This window comes from Hominimerdicola alba, from assembly GCF_900112155.1.
In the GTDB taxonomy this organism is placed as follows: Bacteria; Bacillota; Clostridia; order Oscillospirales; family Ruminococcaceae; genus Hominimerdicola; species Hominimerdicola alba_D.
Window position 1 is genome coordinate 52,659 of record NZ_FOKQ01000017.1, and the last position, 20,536, is coordinate 73,194.

A 20,536-nucleotide genomic window follows, 5' to 3' on the forward strand; every position below is an offset into this window, starting at 1 on the left:
GTAAAGAAAGGAGAGATAAAAATCGACAAATCAGAGAAGCATATTCGATATATGCAGATACGCTTAACGCAGGAGGAGTACGAAGCTATCGAGAGAAAGTTTCGCAACAGCGGACTGAGGTCACGAAGCGAGTTTATCAGGGCGATGATCTTTGAGGGATATATCATTCATATCAGCGAGGACGAACTGAAGAAACTCAACAGACTTATCAGCAATATCGCAAGCAACATCAATCAGGTAGCTGTCAGAGTAAACAGCACCAACCACATCTATGCCGAGGACATTGCTGAGATCAAGGAGGGACAGGATAAGATTTGGCAACAACTAAGATTTTTCCAATCAAAGTTTCTGTCTCTGACGCATTAGCCTACATCGCTAACCCCGAAAAGACGGATAACGGCAGACTCATTTTCACATCGGGTTGCAGCTATAATCCGAGACAGGCAAGCAGAGATTTTGAAGCGATCCGAGCCAAAGGGACAGGTTTGAATACTGTTCTTGCCCAGCACTTCACAATGTCATTCAAGCCTGGTGAGATCATTCCTGAAAGAGCATTGGAGATCGGCAAGGAGTTATGCCAGAAATATCTCAAGGGCGAATATCAGTATTATCTTGCTGTTCACACCGACAAAGATCATATTCATGTGCATTGTATTTTCAATAATGTGAGTATGTGGAACGGACGTACTTTCGAGACAAACGAGAACCGCAGATTTACGGAGAAAGACAGGTCATATCACAAGCTCCGTACACTTGCAGACGAGGTATGCAAGCGGCATCATCTTTCTGTTATTACACGTTCTGAACAGACCAAAGGTATGAGCCATTGGGAGTGGGATATGAACCGTCAGGGACTATCGTGGAAAGCCAAGCTGAAATACACGATAGATCAGGTTGTAAAAGCAAGCGAGGACTTTGATGATTTTCTCAGGAAGTGTGCCGAGTACGGTGTGCTTGTCGAGTATAATCCCGACCACAAGATCGATCTGAAATTTATGCTTGCAGAGCAGAAAGAACACAATCCGAGAGCCAAAATGACACGCGCCCGGACACTCGGCTGGTTCTATGAGACACGGCAGATCAAAGACCGCATTGCTCAGTATCATGGAGTTATGATCTACACGCCGAGAACAAAGGTCAGAGTTCTCACCAAGAAGCCACCAAACAAGTTTGTTCAGGACGCTATCGACCGTGGCAATATGAAGCTCGCCAGTATCGCAAAGAACGTGATCGCTGAGTATGGCGTAGAGCCTGAGCAGATACCTACTGCGGCCCTGTCGGAATACGCAAACAGCCGTCAGTTACTCTCCGACCTGAACAACATGAATACCGAGATAGACGATCTAAAATTCAAGCTCAAAGTTCTGCGGAAATACCGCAAGCTGAAAGTGTACGCCGAGGAGGTGAAAAAACTCAGCGGAAGTGCTGCGAGAAAGTACCGCCAAAACAACAGCGATGAGCTTTCCGAATACGGGCAAATCCGTTCTAAGGTATTGGAGCTTTACCCATCGGGACATATCCCGACCGTGGAGAATCTGGAGCAAAAAATAAACGCCCTTATACAAGAGCGTTCAGAGAAAGATTTGCAGTTTCGTGAAGCGGATAAGCGGGCGCGTGATCTTGCTGACGCACAGCGTACTATTGAGGAATTTCTCAGGCAGGAACGCAACGAACAGCAGCAAGACCGCAAGCGTAAAAAGAATGGGGATTTGGAGTGATTATTTCTTTTTCACCCACCAGCCATTTCCGTCAAAATAACCGTGTTGTTCCATGAATGGAGCGAGAACCGAAATATAACCTTTTTCCGGAATCGTTATTCCCTCATCACGAAGATAGCTGAAGATGATTTCTTGCAATTCGTCCATTAAGGCAAACCAAGCATCAGTCTGTTCGCAGGCGTAGGTATAGGCGGTAGTACCTTCCTCATAGTCGTATTCATTATCTTCAATCCACCACGCTTTGTTATGTACGGCAGCATACGCATCTATTATGCTTTGTTTGTCAGTATGCTCAGAGAGCCATTTACGAATGTCATCGACACTCAAATCAGGGAGAGGTTCACTACCCATAATGAAATAATCTTGAATACTCATTGCACCCTCCGAATCTATTTATGTGATTGTTCGCAAATCAGATTTCCATTATAATCAATCTCATAATAATTATCCTCAAAGTCATAAAGGCATACACGATCTTCAAGCAACCGAAAAGCCTGTTTATTGTTTGGTGATACGAAAATATCTCTACCTGAAAAGCCCCACTTTTTATTGAAATCTTTATCATATCGTGCTACTTCAAGCTCACCATGAATAAAGTATCCGTCAGGTGTACTATACAGACCAAAGGCACATCCATACAAATCGGTATCATAGGTTGCTACTACTGTTCTATTATGAAGATTAAGTATAACAACTCGATTATCCTGAACTACGGTCAGAACCTCATCATCAAGAACGGCACAGTCATCAGGATATGATTGACCTGAACCTACTAAAGCAATCTTGTATTTGTCATAATACAGATTTACGGATAAGGACAGCACTCTATAAAAGTCCTGAGCAGTATATCCGTCAACATTCAAAATAAGATCATATTCACTATGATCGGGGCTTTTGAAATCAAAGTTGTCATCTAATGTGACCTCAACAGCACATCTATTATTTGTAAGTTTCATTGTTTATTCCCATTGTGTTTTTCTTTGTATTCCTCCAAAGCCGTGAGTAACAGCTTATTCACGCTCATACCCTGAGACTCTGCATAAGCCTTGATCTTCTCACGCTCTCCTTTCGGCACGTTGACACGGATATAATCGTAATGTCCTTTGAGGTATTCCGTGTTCGGAGCTGATTTCTTACGCTTCTTATTTGCGGTACACTCCTTGCAATACTTCTGCGAACCGGAAGTCACAGTATAGGTCTTACCGCAGATCGGACAAACCTGTTCGCTGCCGATCTTTACGGCATTGCCGGACTTCTTCTTCTCAGCGTATGCACGGTTACGGGCAGCCTGAGCCTTGTCACGGCAATAGATACAGTATTTTGCACGGGTGTTGTTCGTCTCAAACTCCAAACCGCACATCTCGCATTTATGCTTAAACAAGAGTATTCCCCCTTAATTTCGGTCTTTCCTCTATTCTATCAAAAGTTGGGTGCAAAGTCAAGTATAATCCGAAATTTATACAAATCACACTGGGGAAAATCAAAAATCGGGGTGCTGATTGCTGCGCTCCTACAAAGATTCCAAAATAAAGAAAATTATACTTGACATTGGGTGTAAAGACAAGTATAATAAAAGCACAACAGAAACACAGAAACCCGAAACCACGAAAGGAAGGTAAATCCTATGTTAAACAAGTTCATGGTAGCCGGCAGACTGACTGCCGATCCCGAAATTCAGACCAAAGGCGAGAGCCGTCTTTGCAAGTTCACCATTGCCTGCGACCGCCCGAAGCGTAAGGGCGAGGAGAATCCCGAAACCGACTTCTTTACCTGCACAGCCTGGAACCGCAACGCAGATGTGATCGTCGATTGGTTCGGCAAGGGCGATATGGTCACACTCGTCGGAGCAGTCCACATCAACCGCTATGAAAAGGACGGTCAGAAGCGTTCTTCCACCGAGGTAAAAGTTGAGGAAATCCACTTCAACGGCGGTAAGAAGCGTGAGAACACCGCAACGACCGCCAACAGCTATGAAAATCCCTACGCAGGAACAGAGGACGATCCGCTGTTCTAACCTATAATCACAAGGAGGATACGAAAATGGACACTACTATTATCGCAATCAGCAATCAGAAAGGCGGTGTCGGCAAGTCCACCACCGCATATAACCTCGGAGCTTGCCTTGCTCTGAACCACGGAAAGAAGGTTCTGCTTGTGGACTTCGATCCGCAGGCAAACCTCTCCGAGTACCTGAAATATGAGCCGAACGGCAATCCGACCATGACACAGCTTATCATGTCATTCTACGCAGGAACGCCCTTGACAGCGGAAACTGCTCAGAAGACGATCCGTCACAGCGATACAGCAGGAGTGGACTACATTCCCTCCGACATCAACCTCGCAAATGCGGAAACGCTCATGGTCACGATGATCTCTAAGGAGCATATTCTACGCAGAATACTCACGGAAGACCTGATCGTAGGTTATGACTTCGTGCTGATCGACTGCCTGCCGTCCCTGGGAACGCTCCTTATCAATGCCCTTACCGCTGCGGACAGGGTGCTGATACCCGTACAGACACAGAAGTTCAGTATGGACGGCTTGCAGTCCCTTGAAGCTCTCACTCAGCTCGTCAAGGCAAATACCAACCCGAAGCTGAACCTCATCGGAGTGCTGCCGACAATGGTTGACCGCACAAAGGTCAGCAGGACGGCGATTGATACACTCAACGAAAAGTACGGCGAAATGCTGTTCAGGACAAGCATCAGCAAGTCTATCGAAGCTGCCAAAAGCTCCGAAAACGGCACACCGCTTTGTCTCACAGGTCACAAGTTAGGTCAGGAATATGATGAATTAGCTCAGGAGGTGCTTTCAAGATGTTAAGAATGTCAGAACTCGCAATGAATCCGAACCGCAAGGTCACTACCGTATGCTACGGCAAGAAGCAGGAGTGGGACGACCGTGAAGAAGCATCAGCATACTTCCTTGAAGCGATGATGAACAGCGACGGCGCAGAGCATGACCGCTATTCGGGCATCTACATTCAGCTTCAGAACGGACTGAGCTACTGCACCGATGAAGATGATGAGGAGGACGAGTCATGAAACCCTTTGATACCGACAAGATACCGTGGCTGTTCACTCCCCACGATGACGGTGAGTTAGACGAGTATTTCAGCTCAGACCACAGCAAAATCATAGCAGAGACTTCACGGGAAGTGATCGCCAGTCTTTCCGAGAGCCGTGACAGGCTCTCAGGAAAGCTCTGCTACACCTTCAATTATAATCAGCGCAGATACAGAAACACGCTCCTGAGATTTGCGGATATGATCGTCCGTGCAGATGTTACGGCGAAAAAGCTGAAAAGCCGTATCATGGAGCTTGATATTGAGAACCGTGAGCTTCGCAAACAGCTTGCGGATATGGAAAGGAAGATGAAACGATGAATACACCGCAGTTTGACCTGAGTGCTATGCTCTCCACACCACAGCAGACCGCTGTACAGCAGATACCGTGCGATCAGCTCAAGCCGTACCACAACCACAAGTTTGAGCTGTACTCCGGCGAGAGACTTGAAGATATGGTAGCCAGCATCAAGGAGAATGGTGTGCTGTCTCCGATCATCGTTCAGCCGGACGGTGACGGATACGAAATCCTCATCGGTCATAACCGCTGGAATGCTTCTAAAATCGCAGGACTTCCGACTGTTCCGGCGATCATCAAGGCAGGACTTACCGAGGACGAAGCCGAAATGTATGTCATTGAGTCGAATGTTATGCAGAGAGGCTTTGAAAACCTCAGAATATCGGAACAGGCTGCCGCTGTTGCACTCAGACACAGCGAAATGTTCTCTCAGGGCAAGCGAAATGACATTCTCAGAGAGCTTGCACACCTTGAAAATCCGTCAGCCGAACCCGACAGCTCAACTTTGAACCCAGTGGGTTCAAAGTTAGACACGAGCGAGAGCGTCGGCAAGGAGTATGGTGTCAGCAAAGGTTCAGTAGTAAGGCTTATTCGTATCAATAAGCTCATTGATGAGCTGAAAGCACTTGTAGACAGCGGAGAGCTTTCTATTCGTGCAGGCGTGGAGCTTTCTTTCCTGTCCGAAGATACGCAGGCTGTTGTCGCTGAATGTACCGAGGACTGTAAGATCGACATGAAAACAGCCAAAATGCTTCGTGCTTCTGCCGACAGCGAGGGCAACATCGACCGTGATACCGTTCACAGCATCGTTTACCATGATGATACCGAGCCGAAGCCTAAGCCCAAGAGCGTGAAGATCAGCAACGAAACCTACACCAAGTATTTCAGAAACGGTGAGAAGCCGAAAGAGATTACAGAAACTATTGAAAAGGCTCTTGAACTCTACTTTAAGAACATGGAGGACAAATAACATGAAGAAGATTATCACAGCGGTATTCTGTACCGCACTTGCACTCAGCTCAGGGCTTACAGCCTATGCTGCCGAAGCTCTTGACCGTGACACCGTTGAGTCAGCGATTTGGGAAGATCTCTGGAACGGCAAGGGCGATAACGGTCTTGATTATCCCGAAGCATCGTACAAGCACCACTTACTCGACAAGTGGCTTGACGAGAACTATGGCACAGGCGGACTGGACTGGTCCGACACGGGCGAGATCAAGCATGAATACCGCCGTTATTACCGTGGTCTGATCGACGGCTGGGACTTTGAGGACGATAACAACGGCGGTTGGACTATTGACACCGAGGATAATCATTACAGTTTCACGCTCCTGAACGGTAACTGGCAGATGATCGACAAAAACGGCAATACCGTTGACAGCTTTCCGCCTTTCAGTACGCTGAAAGATACCGAACCCGAAGCAACAGGCGGATATGAGATACACGATGACGGCGAGGATTCACCGAGAGTGATCGGAGAGGTCACAGCACGAACGGAAACGGCTTCTGAGGGCAGTTCTGCCGCAGAGGGTAATGATACCACTGTTAGTCCATCAGGCGGTTCTGAGGGCAATTCTGAGGGTTCTGGCGTTAATTCTCTTGCGATCATTGCAGGAGTGGCAGCTCTCGCAGGAGTCGGCGGTGCTGGCTACTATATCATGAAGAAACGGAAGTGATGATATGATTTTTCACAGCAAACAGAAAGTCAACGGCGCTCCTGCGTGGGAAGTTGATACCGACACGCAGACAGTACGCCACCGCAATCCAAAGACTGGCGAAACAGAGCGTTATGTGTTCCACACCGACCAGATCAGGTATTATCTGCATCACATTGAGGATAAGCGGCCCGATCTCTTGCAGGAGATCGTGAACAAGGGTGAGATTTATAAGCACCTGGACGAGCTTGATACTAAGGTCACGGACGCAGTAAACCGTCAGACTGACTTGCTTATGCAGTCGAGCCGTGACTATCAGGTTGCCGTTGAATCTGGCAATCTCAATGCCGTTGGCTCTATCGGAAATCTGCTCCGTATGCAGGCACAGCGAGCCGTTTATGATACCATGATCTATCTTTGGAGGGACGAATAATGTTTTGTGCGAACTGTTACAAGGAAATACCCGCAGGCAAGAGCTATTACAAGCATCAGGACACCAATCAGAGCTATTGCTCCCTGGACTGCCTGAATGACCACATGATCTATACTCACACGATCACCCTTGAAACGAGCGAGGGTGAAGAAAGCACCGAGGAACAGGACAATGACGAGTGAGGACTTCATCGAGGACTTGCGGAAAAACGGCGTAAAGCTCATAAAAAACGACGGCTCTCTTACCGAGATACCGCCGGACTTCCTGAAACGGGCTACCGAGCTTTGCAGCGAACTCCGGTGCAGCTCGATCACCTATGATATTGTTGATCCGCAGGACGGAGAACATACAAAGCTGAGAGTGCTTGATTGTGGATATGCGGAATAATAAGAAACGGATAGCCGTCTGATGAGGACGGTCTATCCGTGTTTAAGAGCATTATAAATACATTGCCCATGAATCAATATTAGGGTTCTCAACTATCTTTGTATGCTTTATATCCTGCTTGATCCACTTTTCATCTTCAAGCTCAGCCTTTGGAACATTGTATTTTTGATGAAGGATATTCAGGAAATCAAGGAAATTAGAGGGAAAACCGTTCATTCCTCTTGCAACTATAATTGACGAGTCGTATGTGAAATGCAAGCTCCACATAGTTCCATCTAAAACATCGAAATTATTATATTCTCGTTTATTCCATTTATTTAGGATTTTCATATCCTCAATAAATTCATCTTCTATATCAGTGAGATTCAACTGAAATGGTTTTCCATTAACTAAGAACTGAATACTAACCTCTCCGCTTTCAGATGTTTCAAGAATAGAGTCAAAGCCCTCACTGATATTATGCCAAGCATCTGTCCATTCAAATCGAAACGCTTTTACTCTTGCCATAGAAGCACCCCCAAAAGGCTTTTTTTAATTATACCATTTCGCATACAAAATGTCAATTAGTAAAACACTATTTCATTGCAATATACCGCCATTTGTGCTATAATTAGGTTATAGAGCAGATTGGAGGTGAACTGCAATGGATAACGAAAACGAAGAGTTAGTAAACCGATCATTATACAAGCGAATCAAGTCAATGAACCGTGCCGAAATGGAGAATTTCGTGAGAAATGTCTTTAATCAAGGCTATGAGAGAGCCGAGGAAGAAACGCACAGCATTGATTATGATAGCCTGAGAGCCGACCTGAGCCGCATCAAGGGCATCGGAGAGAGCCGGCTCAACGAGATAATGACGGTCATCGACAAACATATCGGAAATAATATTGACGATAAAGGAGGATAAGCCTTGACCGTTGAAACCAAAGAAGTAGTTACCACGATCTCTTATCTGATCGGTGTCCGCAAGGACATTTTAGAGCTGAACTTTGCCGAGTGCAAAGACACCCTCGACAAGCTCTATGCAGACCGTGAAGCTACCGTGATACGATATTTGTGCAAGCTCCGTACCGCACTCTTGCAGCACTTCAAGAAAACGGACAACGCTATGCACTATGACCTGAAAAACCTCACTTCACTTGAATGGTACGATAAGGACAACATCAAGCAGCTTGAAAAGTGGGGCTTTCCGATTATTCAGGCAAATTACCGAGCCGAGAAGTATATGTATGACTTCACCAAGCTCATAAACGAAAACATTGACAACTGCTCCCGTCTTTTCTATGACTGGATCGTATGGGAGTACATACGGGATTTGTTCTTTATCCCGAAATATCAGAAATCCGGAGTGCTGAAAGACGAGTTTAACAAGTACATGGGCAATATTCAGCACTATCCGTTTCAGATGTTTATTCATTGGCAGCCTGCCGACAGGGGCAACATTATCTACACCGACAGGAAGTTTCTGAAAGTGATCTATGAAATGCACGGCGATACATTCACAGACTTCACGAAATATCGGGACGCAGACGATGAAACCCGAAATAATATTTATGAATTTATCGACAGCTCTGAGAAAACAGCCATTGCCGTCGATTGTGAGAACAGCAACCCCTTCAAGCTGTATAGTGTTCTGAAAGGCTTAAATCAAGATGAACTTGCCAAGATCGAGAAAATCACGCTCTATGACGATCCAAACACTACCGCCGGATGGGACTGGCTCTCCAAATTCACGCAGATACCCGTTGAGCATATCGAGATCGACCGTGTGACCGACAGAAAGTCCCTGGTTGATGTAAGAATGACAGCGAGTGTTGTCACGGACTTCTATCGTGACGGCATCACATCTTTTATCATTGTGTCGAGTGATTCCGACTTTTGGGGACTCATCGAGAGCCTGCCAAAAGCTCACTTCCTCGTTATGTACGAATACGAGAAGTGCGGAACGGCGATCAAATCCGCCCTCACACAACACGGCATCTATTATTGTGCCATTGATGATTTCTGCTCCGCTGCCACCGAGGATATGAAGCGAGCTGTCCTCTTTGCAGAGCTTGAAAAACATCTCCCCACCCTCTATGGGGAAAGCCCTCTGGAACTCACGCAGAAAATTTATGAAGCCACAAGAGTTACAGCTACCAAGAAGGAAATGGAGAACTTCTGTAATCGGTACGTCAAGACATTGCGGCTCCGCCTGAACTCCGAGGGTAAGTTTGTGATCGAGATACAGAAATAACGTAAAAAGGACGGTTTTGAGCCGTCCTTTTCGTTTTATGGTGAACTTTGAATCCAGTGGGTTCAAAGTTAAAGTTATTCAGATAAAATTATAGGCATAGTGAAGAACAGAAATCATCTGAAAAACAATCATAAGCTGAATATTTTACGATCTTTAACGTCTTTGATGACTTGTCATAAACCAAAGCCTTGTCGGTAAAATTTGCTGCTCGGCAATGTGACACCATAATAATGGCGAGATTTGGATTTTCCTTGATTTCTTCAATGATAACGTCATTGAATTTTCGAGAGTTTTCAAACGATAGATGATTAAGAGGCTCATCTAAGATCAGTATATCCGCTTTCTGGAGCTTAAGTATTCTTGTAATAAGCTGAATCAGTTTACCTTCTCCACCGCTTACATTGTCCTTAATACGTTTTTTCTTCTTTTTTGAAAGATTGAATGTATCAAGCAAGTGATCTAACTTGGCTTCGTCTAAGTCGATTTCGCTGCCCGCACAAGCGGTTTCAGCTTCTTCGAGTATGGTTGTGTTATTATAAGGGGTATCCATTTGTTCTGAATAGGAAATGTGTTTTCTGGCGACACTTGGATCAAGCAAGTCATTTCCAGATTTATCAAGTATTTGTCCCTTAACGTTTAATCCTTTATATTCACTCTGAAGATTTCTGCTATATCCTAAAGATATTAGCTTCAATAAAAGGGATTTTCCCACACCATTCGGACCGAGAAAAATGAAGCGATCCCCCTCGTTTATAACTAAGTTTAAGTCATTATACAGGACTTCATCGTTAATTGTTATTGTAACATTCTTAAATTCAAGAAGCCTTTTCAAAGCGTTTTCCTCCTATCAGCCACCGTATTATCAGCACTCCACTTATACAGGTGTATCCAATTACACAGTAATATGACAAATTCAGTATATAAGCAAGAAAGCAAGTTAGTAGTAGTGGAACAGCAGAATATAGCATATGGTCTGCCTTGTAAAAGTCCTTTATAACATTCAGTGAGAAGCCGTCTCTTGAATACTTTTTCACTTCACGCATAATGATCCTTGTTATGATTACATGATAAAAGCAGGCAATTGAAAACAGAATACACAAGATAATCGCAGTATATGCCTTGACTTTACCCGCTAATGCTTCAAGTTCTCCATGAACATAATACTTCTGATCATAATCCAAAGAAGAGTGCGAAAGTCGCTCAAATTCGTTGCCTGTTAAGAAGAATACATATTTTCCTCTTGTGTTGCTTTCTGTTTTTTCGTTATAGCCTAAGAATGCTACGGCGAAATCTTTGTTATCGTCAATCTTGTAATAGTCAGAAATATAGGGGAAAATTTCTTTGACACGATAAGTTGAAGGAGTATCATATATCGGTAAATCCACTTGTATCTGATCTCCCACCACAACGCCGAGTCTATCAGCTATCTGGCTTGAAATAGCGACCTCATCTGCTTTAAGGTCATTATTCAACTTTATTACACCATTATTAGTGTCAGAAGTGAGATAAGTATTTACATTGATACGTTTATCAGCATTAAGAAAAGTAACAAGGTTTTCAAGTTTATAGTTCTGCCTATATTCTGAACTCTTATTTTGGCTCTCGATAACATAATCGTAATTGCACTCATTTATGCTGGTGCTATTCTTAGTAAGCGGATTGATAATAGCTGCGGCACTTATAGTAACCGCAGCTGAAATCACCAAGAAAGCAATCAGATACAGCGATATGGGGAAAGCATTTTTCTGCAAGTGCTTAACATATTCATATCTGTATCGCCCAGCAGAATTGTTTTGCTTAGCCATTCGTTATCTACCTTCGCTCTCTTTTTTTATTTTTTCAGAAACAATTGAAAACTGTTTATCGAGCTTACCGCTTGTAGAGATTTTTGCTATTATACTGAATAAAACAGTCGAGCCAAGCGCAGCAATGTTATTTATTGAAATAAGCTCATTCCCAAAAACGAAATATGATATAGCGATGAAAGCACATACAGCAATAATATAGAGGAAAAAGCCTGTAAAGCTGTATCTTCCATACATTTGCTTTTCTTGTTCAAGCGTGAAGTTGTTGCGTATATCCTTTTCAACGTCATTTTTCGTATATCGGTTAGGCTTCCCACAGAGATCAATCAGCAAGAGAAGTGCTGCACCAACGATAAAAGCGATTGATATGATAAGATCACGGTTCAGCTTTGAATTATATCTTCTTTCAAGTTCTTTTATAAAACTCGAAACATAAATCGTTGACTCAGTGCTGTTCTTATTCTTGCGATTCTCCAAATACTGCTGATAAGCATCGTCGCTATCGAACTCATCAGCGGAACGAATATCACCCATACCAACATATTTTTCAATGTATGACTGAGTTGAGCTTACATCATTACTGCATACATAAGCACCATTGTACTTGTATTCCAAACCGCAGAGAGCTTTTACATCGTTTTGCATTATGGCGATAGCTGTACCGCCAACATTCCTGTAATCACTCTTATAGATACCGCTTATTGTAAACTCAATAGAAGTCCCTGACAACGTGATAGAAGTCGTATCATTTAATGATAGTCCTGCACTCTTTGCAAGGTCATATGAAACATACAGAGGATTATTTGCAGTTGAAGCGGTTGTTTGAAGCTTTAACCTATCTGAAAACACTGTATAACCTAAATCATCAGTGTTTTCGATAATATACAGACTTGAATTGACAGTTTTCTTGTTTCCCTTAATATCTGCTGATCTGTATACATAAGGAACAACCTTATCAACGTCACCTCGTGCGTCAATTTCAGCTACCTGGTCTTGACTTGGAGCTTCGATGATAAAATCTACTTTTGTTTGTTCTATATTGAATTTTCCTTTAGTTTCTTGACGCTCTGCCCAAAAGAAAGCCGAAGCTATCAGAAGTCCGAGGAATATTACTGCAAAAACAAAATCAAAAGCAGAAACATGAAGCCTTTTGTTTTTGTATTTGCTCATTATTAGTTCTCTCCTGTATTAAGTTCGTATTCAAAGAACACTTTTCTCGAATATCCTGAGTTAATCTCATTTCCGTCCTCATCATAGATATGGACAGTCATCTCTGCTTCCCCTTCATCAGTAGGAGTGCCATAGAACATGATATTATCGGCAGTAGCTTCTTTATAGCCCTTAACCGTAAAGGTCATCTTTGTGAGCTGATCTGCTTCAACCCATTCGTTTGAATCAGGATTAAGACCGCCCATTTTTTCCATTTCAACATCTTTTGTCTTAGGAACGGTAACAACAACCTTGTAATCATGAGCTTTCTTCTTGTCAGTATTGATCTGAACCTTGATAGAAGTATAGAAACGTTTTCCAACCTCAAATGCGGACAGGGATTCGTTGTAATCTGAAGCGGTATCAACAGCCTTAAATCCGAAGTTTACAGAAGGAGTTTCTGTTACTTCACAGCCAGTCAGCGGCAGTATCATCACTAAGCCCATAACAAGCACAAGGACTGATTTCATAATTCTTTTCATTTTTAATACCTCACTTATTCATAATAGTTTCAACTGATTTGCCATTACAGGTCATAGCAAGATCAGATGCTTTAACGGAATTTGCATCATATATCAATGCTACTTCTTCATTAAAGGAAGTAGTTAGCTCCATTGATACATTTTCAAGAGTTGAAGCCCCGCATTCATAACACAAACCTGCAATTCTTGGAGTGTATCCGTTCTTATCAATTTCAAATCGAACATTCTTGAAATGCAGATTGGAAATAGTAGCGTGCGAAAGGTAATGGAACAAAGCAATAGACTGCTCATCTCCCCAAACATCATCGCTTACTGTAAGATTTGATATAGTGTGATTGTTGCCATCGATAGTACCTCTGAACATTTCAGTGATATAAGGGATAACTTGTCCTTCACAATCTATATCTGCTGTAATACAGATATTATCCTTTGCCTTTATCTCAAGCAGTTCAGAAAGAGAAGCTACCTGCTTTACATTATCTGTATCCATATTAAACCGCCTCCTTCAGACCTTCACGAATAAGTGAAGCACCACCAGTGTGCTTATAAGCGTCATGTAATTCTGTTGGTATAAGTATCAATGTTTCACCATCTTCAAGATGATGCCATGTATAGCCTTTTATAGATTCACTTGTGCCGTGGTGCAATCGGTTAGCTTTTTGAATGTCCGATGTATCAATGCCAGTAAGATCGGACACTTTTACTCTTGCGATAGCATAATCATCAAAAATAGCGAAGCCCGATTTTGACATATATATATCACCGTACTTTGCTTTGATATAGTTTGCATTAGAACCTGTTGGAGACATAAGATTTCCTGCATATTTGTAATTGGTTATGGTGAAATCCTTTTGATACTCTTTTAGGAACGCAGAGATATTTTCACCGCGCGCCTGCGCTAACTGCCTGTTAAAGTTGCTATATGTAGAGAAATCCGTGTATTTATAATAATCAGCCACGATATTTCCTATGTCATTTAGCTGTTTAGCAGTGAGTTGCTCCGCTGCACCTAAGCTATCGCCCTTAATAAGCTGTTTTATTATATCATCGCTTAATCCATTGGATTTTAACGCATCTGTAGTAATCTCCTCTATCAGTGATTCATTAACGTTTGCTTTCAAAGCCAAACTCTGAATAGTTAAATCTGGATTCTTCAAAAGAGAATCATAAGCGGATTGACCAAGATCATTGATAATTTTTTGTTTGGTCATTCCATCACCGATGATTGTGTTTGCTACACTTGAATCAATGCCTGCATATCCAAGCCCTTTAACGGATAAATCATCAAACAATGAACTGGACTTCTTAACCAATCCCATATCCTTGAATGTTGTCGAAATCAGATCGCGCGACGCTGTAAGATTAGCCGCAATATTACGGTCTATCTTCTCAATTTGAGCAAGATTATCAATATTGCCATCAAACAGATCCTCCATAACCTTAACAACATCATCAGGGTTAATAGTTACGTTGGTTCTGCCTGCTGTATTACTAAGTTGATTGAAAACTGCTCGACCATTCCTTAAATTGGCAAGGTTATCAGCACCAAATCGTTTTTGAAGCATTATAAGGGTACTTGAATCAGATAGTATGTCATCTGTTTGAGATGTTCCCAGTTTTTCTATGAGTCGAAGATAAGCCTTTTCATCTGTTATTGTTTCTTTGATAGCTTGATATGCTTCTTCACTTATGGAATTTTTTAAGCAACTATCAACAAAATCCTTTGAAAGAGAACCTCCGAAATACTCAACAAACTCATACATATTTTTATTTATGTATTCCTTGACCGCTGGTTCCGATATATCGTCCAAGTTTTTAAGAGATTGTTGCTTAATTTCTTTGATTATTGTTTTGCCGACTTCATCAGTTACTCCGGCTCTTTTCCAAAAACGTTCTTGAAGTGCTTGCCTTACTCCTTTGCCTGCACCAAAAGCATCAGTTTTCTGAACAATAGATACTATCGCAGATTCATTCTTAATAACCTGCATGAATATATCTTCGGTTATTTCCTCCGTAACTTCTTTTGAAAGTGCTTTATATGCTTTCTTCAATGCATCATCGGATAAGTTTTCAGGTGCTTCTTTAATGATTTTGGCTAAGTTCTTGATTAAAGCACGAGCTGTCTTATCTTCTAATTGCTCTAAGCCTGGAACTTTCTTTAGATATTTTACAGCTCGAAGTGCCTTGATTCCTGATATGCCACCAGTTAAAGGTGCAAGAATCGCACTCCATTTGAAGCCTTCAGCAACGCCGTTAAGCATATGTCCGATGATATACGAAGCATCTCCACCTTCTTGATATGCTTGATAGCCGGATACCGCAGCATCAATTGCGGCACCAATAATAACGGCTGCCTTAGACATCTCTGAAACAAGAACAGCTCCAAAGAAAGTTGCTGTTCCGCCTGATACCGTGGTTAGTGTAACCATCACAACAACCGCAGTAGCACCAATGGCAGCATCAATAAAGAACTTTTTCAGATCTATATCTTCACCATAGTACGATACAAAGTTTTCGTGTGCCACGGTGATAAAATCATCATTTATAGGTATTACTTCAACCTCAATGTTTTGTATTCCCTTAACATTTACCGGATTAACTACAATATCTTCTACGTTAATCTCCAATGTATCCACAGAATTTACAACAATAGGCTGTATATTCAGCTCAACAAAAGCATCGTTAATGTCATTCACGTCTGCATCGACATTTGTAGCTTTAGAAACCTCTGCTTGAGAAACTGTTGAACTCTCTTGTTTTGCTTTCCCCAATTCGCAACCCGTAAAAGAAAACAGCATAGCTGAGGCTGTAAATAACGATAATCCGGCTTTAACTTTTCTGGCAAGATTCACAAAACCGCCCCCTTTAGATCTGCGTTTTTATAAAGATATGCCTACTAATAGTATAGCAGAAAATGCCCAAAATGTCAATCATATATGAATGGTTTCTTGCCTATTTTTTGATTGATTCCCCATCTTTGACCAAATTGTATTTTTAGTATATAATTTTGATTTTATACAATCCGTAATCGTTCGGTTTCATTGGCAACAGCACCCAGAAAGCTCTGAGTGCTGTTGTGTTTGAGAGAATTGTTACGGCTCATAGATGTACTCGATCCTATCAAAATCTGTACCGTAAGCCCAAATCTTAGCCACATCGGTAGAGCCCTTGCCGTTCAGATTCTCCGCATAGATGTTGAAATAGCCGTCCTCAGTGTCAACGATCTGATCGCCCTTGTAGAATAAGAGTTTGAACTTGGCAAATGCACCGATTTCATCGCCTGTCTGCTGCAAGGTGATATAGAGATCATCGCCTGAAAGGTTATACTGTACCATCTCAACTACGTTACGCTCTCCAGTCATGAAAGAGTCGCTCTTAGCATTGGCATTAGCCTGGATGCTTGCGTTAGAAACGTCGCCCTCAAAGGAATAGCGGAAGAAGTTGTACTGTCCTTCGGTCAGAACAATATCATCGGAACTCTTTCCGATAACGCTGTTGTCAGCTCCATACGCTAAGAGTGTAGCGGATACCGAAACATTCTGCTTTGCAAGAACTTTGTGGATTACGATAGTATAGCCGATAGAGTTCTTGAAACTTGCCGTCTCAACTATGTCATAGTATTTATTATGCTCGTAGGTGTCCTTTTCCGCAGGCTCATCGGGTGCGCTGGTCTCAGTCTTGATATCTTCCTTTTCTGTTTCCTTTGCTGTTGTGGTAGTCTTGGGCTTTTCTGTTGTCTTAGCTGCTGTTGTTTCCTTTGGCTTGGAGTAGGTTATCGTATCATCGCCTACAACAGCATTCTCAACCTTTTCGTAGTTGATAACCCATGAACCCATCATATTCTCAACAGTGGTAGTGCGTACCGTAACGGTATCGCCCTCCTTAATGTCAGGATTGCGAGAGGATACGAAGTTCAGGTGTTCGCCAGCCCATACATCGTAGCCGAGCTTGGAATCCGGGTGAAATTCGCCTGCAACAAACCGAACCACCTTGCCCTCAAGGTTTTTACCTTCGTTCAGTGCAGATTCAAAGGATTCCGCATCGCCGTAGTCGATTATGACTTCTTCTGAAACATCGGCACTCTGCTGGGATTCAGCGGACGATGTTCCGGTTCCTTCTGTCTGTTCGGTGTTACCGCAACCGCAGAGCGAGAGAGATAAGCACATGGTAAGTGCAAACAGACCTCTTTTGATGTTATTCAGCTTGTTCATAGTAACCCTCCGTTCTTGTTGTGAGTATGGGGATTGTATCCCTCAATCTGATTTTTTGGCTGCCGCCAGTCCGAGCAGAAGCACGATAGCATCGTCAACCGGTCCTGGAGCGAAGTCGATCGGTGATACGATGTACAGAATCACCAAGATGATAAGCATTCCTTTTCCAATATCACTCATGATAAGACCTCCTTTGGTTCGTGTCAGTGTGCCTTGTGTTTCTTGCTGATTACAGTATACCACACGCTTTCAGGTGGTTATAAAAACGGATTCCAAAACAAAAAGCAGGCTCAAAAGAACCTGCTTTCGCTCATAGTAGCTGTTTTCGTATGTCTGGCGATACCTCACGGCACACGCCCTGTTCCTTGTATTCCTCGTTGATACGGTCTATCTCTGCAATTAGTTCACGGCATTTCACCCTGTTCTCCATAGCAGAATAAATGTCAAGCAGAATGTTCAGCAGTTCTGCCTGCTTATCAATATACGGGAGCATATCGGGATACCCCTTGCATATTGCCACTGCTTCCTCTATCTTATCGGCTGCGGAACGCAAGTCATTATGATAGTAGAAGCAGTTTGCTGTCGGGATATGGATAATGTCAATCAGCTCCAAATCTGTCGGGAAAACCTGTCTTGCAATAGACTCCGCCTGTTCCGTCAATCTCCGAGTTTCCTCAATGTCAGGTACAGCAAGCGTATAGTACCAAGCCGCTACCATGTTATAATAACAGTGATTAGCACTTATCTCAGGCTCATTCTCCTCAATATATTCATATACCTTGTCAAGCAATTCGGCAGCTTCATCATAATAGTCGGGAACGCTCCTTATCAGAATACTTGCCAGATCAAGATAATATCCCGTAAGATACTTCCACTTGCGTTTATCAGTTTCCTGTTCCATTTCGGAGATAGCATTATCAGCCGAATCTATCAGATTTTCAAGCAGTTCGGCTTCTTCGTCATTTTCGGGATAGTATGCACCGCCAAGCAAAGTATCATAATAACAGCCTTGCATATCAAAATACATTCCTCTGATGATATGATGATTGTGCATACTTGTGTAACTGCTGGCAGACCGCAGTATTTCTTTGATCTGAACAGCATTTGACATACCCACATAAATGTCGATCATCTGCTTGTGATACTCCATAACTGAAACCTTTTCCCCGGACCATTGCCAGTAGCGCACAGTTTCAGCAATAACAGGGTGCAGACGAACTCTGCTATCATCATACAGCCAGCCCTGTACAGACAGATCGGTTATCGTTTCAGCCTTGATATTCGGGAAAAATTTGTATATCAGGCTTGTTTCAAGTCCTCTCACATTCAGCAGAGCAAGTATCTTCAGTGTGAGCTTTGCATCTTTGCTAACAGCACTTGCATCGAAAAGAACATAGATAATGTCCTCTAATGTATCGTAGACCTCCTCACCGTCCTTGATATTGCCGACTTTTTCGTCTGAGAACTGAGAAAAACCGTTCTCACGGATAAGACCGAGGGCGGTATGAATATCAAGCCTGCCTGCTGCGATCTGCCTTGCGATAAGCTCTATCACAAGCGTATGCCCTTGAACAAGTGTGATGATCTCCTCAAAACAGAGCCGTTCTTCCTTTGTCAGCGGTCTTTCAAGGTTCAGAGCCACAAGCCTGAAAAGCTCCGAAGTATCGCTGATCGCAGTGATCTCCATTGACGGAAAGCTGTTTTTCGGCGGTTTGTTCCTTGTGCCTATAATGGTATCATATCCACAGTCGATGATACGGCTCAGGTCTTTGGTGAGCCTGTCCGAAAAGTTATCAAGCACGAACAGAACGTGCTTATCACCGCAGATACGCTTGAAAGCCTTGAGCTTACGGACAAAGTAGTCCGCTATTGGTTCGCCGTCCTGTTGGGACACTGTACTGATCTGCAGCTGCATATCGTCGCAGAACGTATGGAGAACATCGCCGTCATATTCAAGATAGGCGATAACGTCGTATTCTGCCCGAAATCTTGCGATATAGTTCTTGATAAGCGTGGATTTACCGATTCCGCCGATACCTGTCACATACAGCACAGGATTGGCTTGAAGGCTCTCCGCTATCTGCCTGATCTCCGCATCTCTGCCGACGAAATCAGGAGAAACCGAAGGCAGTATCGGTATAACATAGTCCTTCTGGTTCAGCACCTCCACAAGTTCACCGAGGAGTTTTGTGACCGCATCAATGCTTTTGAACCGATTTGCCGCTGACGAACGTATCGTATTTCTGAAAATGCGGGTGAAAATCGCCTGAACATCGGGACGTTCGGTGTACTTGTGATACTCACGCTTGCTGTCCTCAAACGGATATTTTGAAAAACCTCTATGCTCCGAGTCCGCAGAATGTCTGCCAAAAAGAAGATAAAAGACGATCTCACCGACCGTATATATGTCAGCAGATATGCCTATTTTCGCTGTCGCATAGGGATTTAGCTGTTCGGGGGCTGCCCATTCTCTTGTGTAGGAAAACAGTGTATTACCGTTGTTTTCCGTATCACGGATACTGTCAAAGTCAATATACTCCACGAGCTGAGTGATCGTATCATCGGGAGTATTTTGCAGAATAAAGATGTTTTCAGGTTTCAGGTCAAGGCAGAGAAATCCCGACTTATGGTAATAGCCTACGGTTTTGGCTATCGTTTCGCAGAGTGCCATATACTGCGGTAACGTCAGCGAACTGAGCTTATTGAGTGTCGTGCCGTTATAGCAGGCAACGTCGATATAAGCCGTACCGTTTGCTTCAAAAACATGGCTTACAGGCGGAGTCTGATTGTTCAGTACCGACTTGTTGCGAATATTATTCTGCATTTTGCCCGAAGCAACGAAACGAGCCTTGCCGACCTCGAAATCGTCAGCATTATGGGGAGCGTATTCTTTCAGGATACACTTAGTTGTCAGCTCGCCGTGCTTACACTCTGCAAGGTACGCTATCGTATTCGCACCGTTGCCGAGCTGTTCCATGATCGTGTATTGTCTGCCGTCAGCGTTAAAGGTGTAGCCATTGTTCAGCATAGCACCGACC

At 43.2% G+C, this 20,536-nt stretch carries 26 protein-coding genes; 13 read left to right on the forward strand and 13 right to left on the reverse strand.

Going from position 1 to position 20,536, the window contains the following annotated elements; genetic code table 11:
• The first annotated feature begins 51 nt into the window (after window positions 1-51).
• Complete coding sequence (locus BM265_RS10645) at window positions 52-366, forward strand: plasmid mobilization protein (protein WP_074961671.1); 315 nt, start codon at window positions 52-54, stop codon at window positions 364-366.
• Window positions 315-1,718 (forward strand): relaxase/mobilization nuclease domain-containing protein, encoded by a 1,404-nt coding sequence (locus BM265_RS10650; RefSeq protein ID WP_074961673.1) that lies wholly within the window; start codon window positions 315-317, stop codon window positions 1,716-1,718. The genes BM265_RS10645 and BM265_RS10650 overlap by 52 nt, the downstream gene beginning before the upstream one ends.
• On the opposite strand, the gene BM265_RS10655 is transcribed toward BM265_RS10650, so the two are convergent.
• Genes BM265_RS10655 through BM265_RS10665 form a run of 3 tightly spaced genes read right to left on the reverse strand, consistent with a single transcriptional unit; the run spans window position 1,719 to window position 3,099 of the window.
• Entirely contained in the window at window positions 1,719-2,093 is a 375-nt protein-coding gene (locus BM265_RS10655) for a hypothetical protein (RefSeq protein ID WP_074961675.1), read from the reverse strand.
• 14 nt (window positions 2,094-2,107) lie between these two features.
• Window positions 2,108-2,674, reverse strand: coding sequence for a hypothetical protein (locus BM265_RS10660; protein WP_074961676.1), 567 nt, complete (start codon window positions 2,672-2,674; stop codon window positions 2,108-2,110).
• On the reverse strand, window positions 2,671-3,099 hold the full coding sequence (locus BM265_RS10665; protein ID WP_074961678.1) for a hypothetical protein: 429 nt from the start codon (window positions 3,097-3,099) through the stop codon (window positions 2,671-2,673). Before BM265_RS10665 ends, BM265_RS10660 begins: the two co-directional genes overlap by 4 nt.
• Before the next feature lie 243 nt (window positions 3,100-3,342).
• Between BM265_RS10665 and BM265_RS10670 the strand changes: the two genes are divergently transcribed.
• The 9 genes from BM265_RS10670 to BM265_RS10710 are packed head-to-tail and all read left to right on the forward strand — an operon-like array spanning window position 3,343 to window position 7,555.
• A complete protein-coding gene (locus BM265_RS10670) occupies window positions 3,343-3,732 on the forward strand; it encodes a single-stranded DNA-binding protein (RefSeq protein WP_074961679.1) in 390 nt (129 codons plus the stop codon).
• A gap of 26 nt (window positions 3,733-3,758) precedes the next feature.
• Window positions 3,759-4,541 carry a ParA family protein gene (locus tag BM265_RS10675; protein ID WP_074961681.1) on the forward strand — a complete coding sequence of 261 codons (783 nt, stop codon included), beginning with the start codon at window positions 3,759-3,761 and terminating at the stop codon, window positions 4,539-4,541.
• Window positions 4,535-4,762, forward strand: coding sequence for a hypothetical protein (locus BM265_RS10680; RefSeq protein WP_074961683.1), 228 nt, complete (start codon window positions 4,535-4,537; stop codon window positions 4,760-4,762). Before BM265_RS10675 ends, BM265_RS10680 begins: the two co-directional genes overlap by 7 nt.
• Window positions 4,759-5,103, forward strand: a complete 345-nt coding sequence (locus tag BM265_RS10685) for a hypothetical protein (RefSeq protein WP_074961685.1) — start codon at window positions 4,759-4,761, stop codon at window positions 5,101-5,103. Before BM265_RS10680 ends, BM265_RS10685 begins: the two co-directional genes overlap by 4 nt.
• Window positions 5,100-6,050: a ParB N-terminal domain-containing protein gene (locus BM265_RS10690; protein WP_074961687.1), complete on the forward strand. Its 951-nt coding sequence runs from the start codon at window positions 5,100-5,102 to the stop codon at window positions 6,048-6,050. Before BM265_RS10685 ends, BM265_RS10690 begins: the two co-directional genes overlap by 4 nt.
• 1 nt (window position 6,051) lies before the next feature.
• Window positions 6,052-6,756: a hypothetical protein gene (locus tag BM265_RS10695; RefSeq protein ID WP_074961689.1), complete on the forward strand. Its 705-nt coding sequence runs from the start codon at window positions 6,052-6,054 to the stop codon at window positions 6,754-6,756.
• Window positions 6,757-6,760: 4 nt separating this feature from the next.
• A complete protein-coding gene (locus BM265_RS10700; protein ID WP_074961691.1) occupies window positions 6,761-7,168 on the forward strand; it encodes a hypothetical protein in 408 nt (135 codons plus the stop codon).
• Window positions 7,168-7,350, forward strand: a complete 183-nt coding sequence (locus BM265_RS10705) for a hypothetical protein (RefSeq protein WP_074961693.1) — start codon at window positions 7,168-7,170, stop codon at window positions 7,348-7,350. Before BM265_RS10700 ends, BM265_RS10705 begins: the two co-directional genes overlap by 1 nt.
• Window positions 7,340-7,555: a hypothetical protein gene (locus BM265_RS10710; RefSeq protein WP_074961695.1), complete on the forward strand. Its 216-nt coding sequence runs from the start codon at window positions 7,340-7,342 to the stop codon at window positions 7,553-7,555. The genes BM265_RS10705 and BM265_RS10710 overlap by 11 nt, the downstream gene beginning before the upstream one ends.
• Window positions 7,556-7,606: 51 nt before the next feature.
• Here the strand turns inward: BM265_RS10710 and BM265_RS10715 are convergent, their stop codons facing one another.
• Window positions 7,607-8,062 (reverse strand): hypothetical protein, encoded by a 456-nt coding sequence (locus BM265_RS10715; RefSeq protein WP_074961697.1) that lies wholly within the window; start codon window positions 8,060-8,062, stop codon window positions 7,607-7,609.
• Window positions 8,063-8,198: 136 nt separating this feature from the next.
• Between BM265_RS10715 and BM265_RS10720 the strand changes: the two genes are divergently transcribed.
• Window positions 8,199-8,462, forward strand: coding sequence for a hypothetical protein (locus tag BM265_RS10720; RefSeq protein WP_074961699.1), 264 nt, complete (start codon window positions 8,199-8,201; stop codon window positions 8,460-8,462).
• Window positions 8,463-8,465: 3 nt separating this feature from the next.
• Window positions 8,466-9,791 (forward strand): NYN domain-containing protein, encoded by a 1,326-nt coding sequence (locus BM265_RS10725; RefSeq protein WP_074961701.1) that lies wholly within the window; start codon window positions 8,466-8,468, stop codon window positions 9,789-9,791.
• Between the two features lie 88 nt (window positions 9,792-9,879).
• On the opposite strand, the gene BM265_RS10730 is transcribed toward BM265_RS10725, so the two are convergent.
• The 9 genes from BM265_RS10730 to BM265_RS10765 all read right to left on the reverse strand — a co-directional run bounded on the left by BM265_RS10730 (window position 9,880) and on the right by BM265_RS10765 (window position 20,526).
• Window positions 9,880-10,623, reverse strand: a complete 744-nt coding sequence (locus tag BM265_RS10730; protein WP_074961703.1) for an ATP-binding cassette domain-containing protein — start codon at window positions 10,621-10,623, stop codon at window positions 9,880-9,882.
• Window positions 10,607-11,596, reverse strand: a complete 990-nt coding sequence (locus BM265_RS10735) for an ABC transporter permease family protein (protein ID WP_074961705.1) — start codon at window positions 11,594-11,596, stop codon at window positions 10,607-10,609. The genes BM265_RS10730 and BM265_RS10735 overlap by 17 nt, the downstream gene beginning before the upstream one ends.
• A 3-nt stretch (window positions 11,597-11,599) precedes the next feature.
• Window positions 11,600-12,766 (reverse strand): ABC transporter permease family protein, encoded by a 1,167-nt coding sequence (locus BM265_RS10740; RefSeq protein WP_074961707.1) that lies wholly within the window; start codon window positions 12,764-12,766, stop codon window positions 11,600-11,602.
• Window positions 12,767-12,768: 2 nt separating this feature from the next.
• The gene (locus BM265_RS10745; RefSeq protein WP_074961709.1) at window positions 12,769-13,287 is read right to left on the reverse strand and encodes a hypothetical protein; all 519 of its coding nucleotides are present in this window, start codon (window positions 13,285-13,287) and stop codon (window positions 12,769-12,771) included.
• Window positions 13,288-13,297: 10 nt separating this feature from the next.
• The gene (locus BM265_RS10750) at window positions 13,298-13,777 is read right to left on the reverse strand and encodes a M26 family metallopeptidase (protein WP_074961711.1); all 480 of its coding nucleotides are present in this window, start codon (window positions 13,775-13,777) and stop codon (window positions 13,298-13,300) included.
• A 1-nt stretch (window position 13,778) separates the two neighbouring features.
• Window positions 13,779-16,139: an HNH endonuclease signature motif containing protein gene (locus BM265_RS10755; protein ID WP_074961713.1), complete on the reverse strand. Its 2,361-nt coding sequence runs from the start codon at window positions 16,137-16,139 to the stop codon at window positions 13,779-13,781.
• 240 nt (window positions 16,140-16,379) lie between these two features.
• Entirely contained in the window at window positions 16,380-17,498 is a 1,119-nt protein-coding gene (locus BM265_RS10760; protein WP_074961715.1) for a hypothetical protein, read from the reverse strand.
• 42 nt (window positions 17,499-17,540) lie between these two features.
• Entirely contained in the window at window positions 17,541-17,678 is a 138-nt protein-coding gene (locus BM265_RS20080) for a YkvA family protein (protein WP_177219575.1), read from the reverse strand.
• Window positions 17,679-17,808: 130 nt separating this feature from the next.
• On the reverse strand, window positions 17,809-20,526 hold the full coding sequence (locus BM265_RS10765) for a protein kinase domain-containing protein (protein WP_074961717.1): 2,718 nt from the start codon (window positions 20,524-20,526) through the stop codon (window positions 17,809-17,811).
• Window positions 20,527-20,536 lie beyond the last annotated feature (10 nt).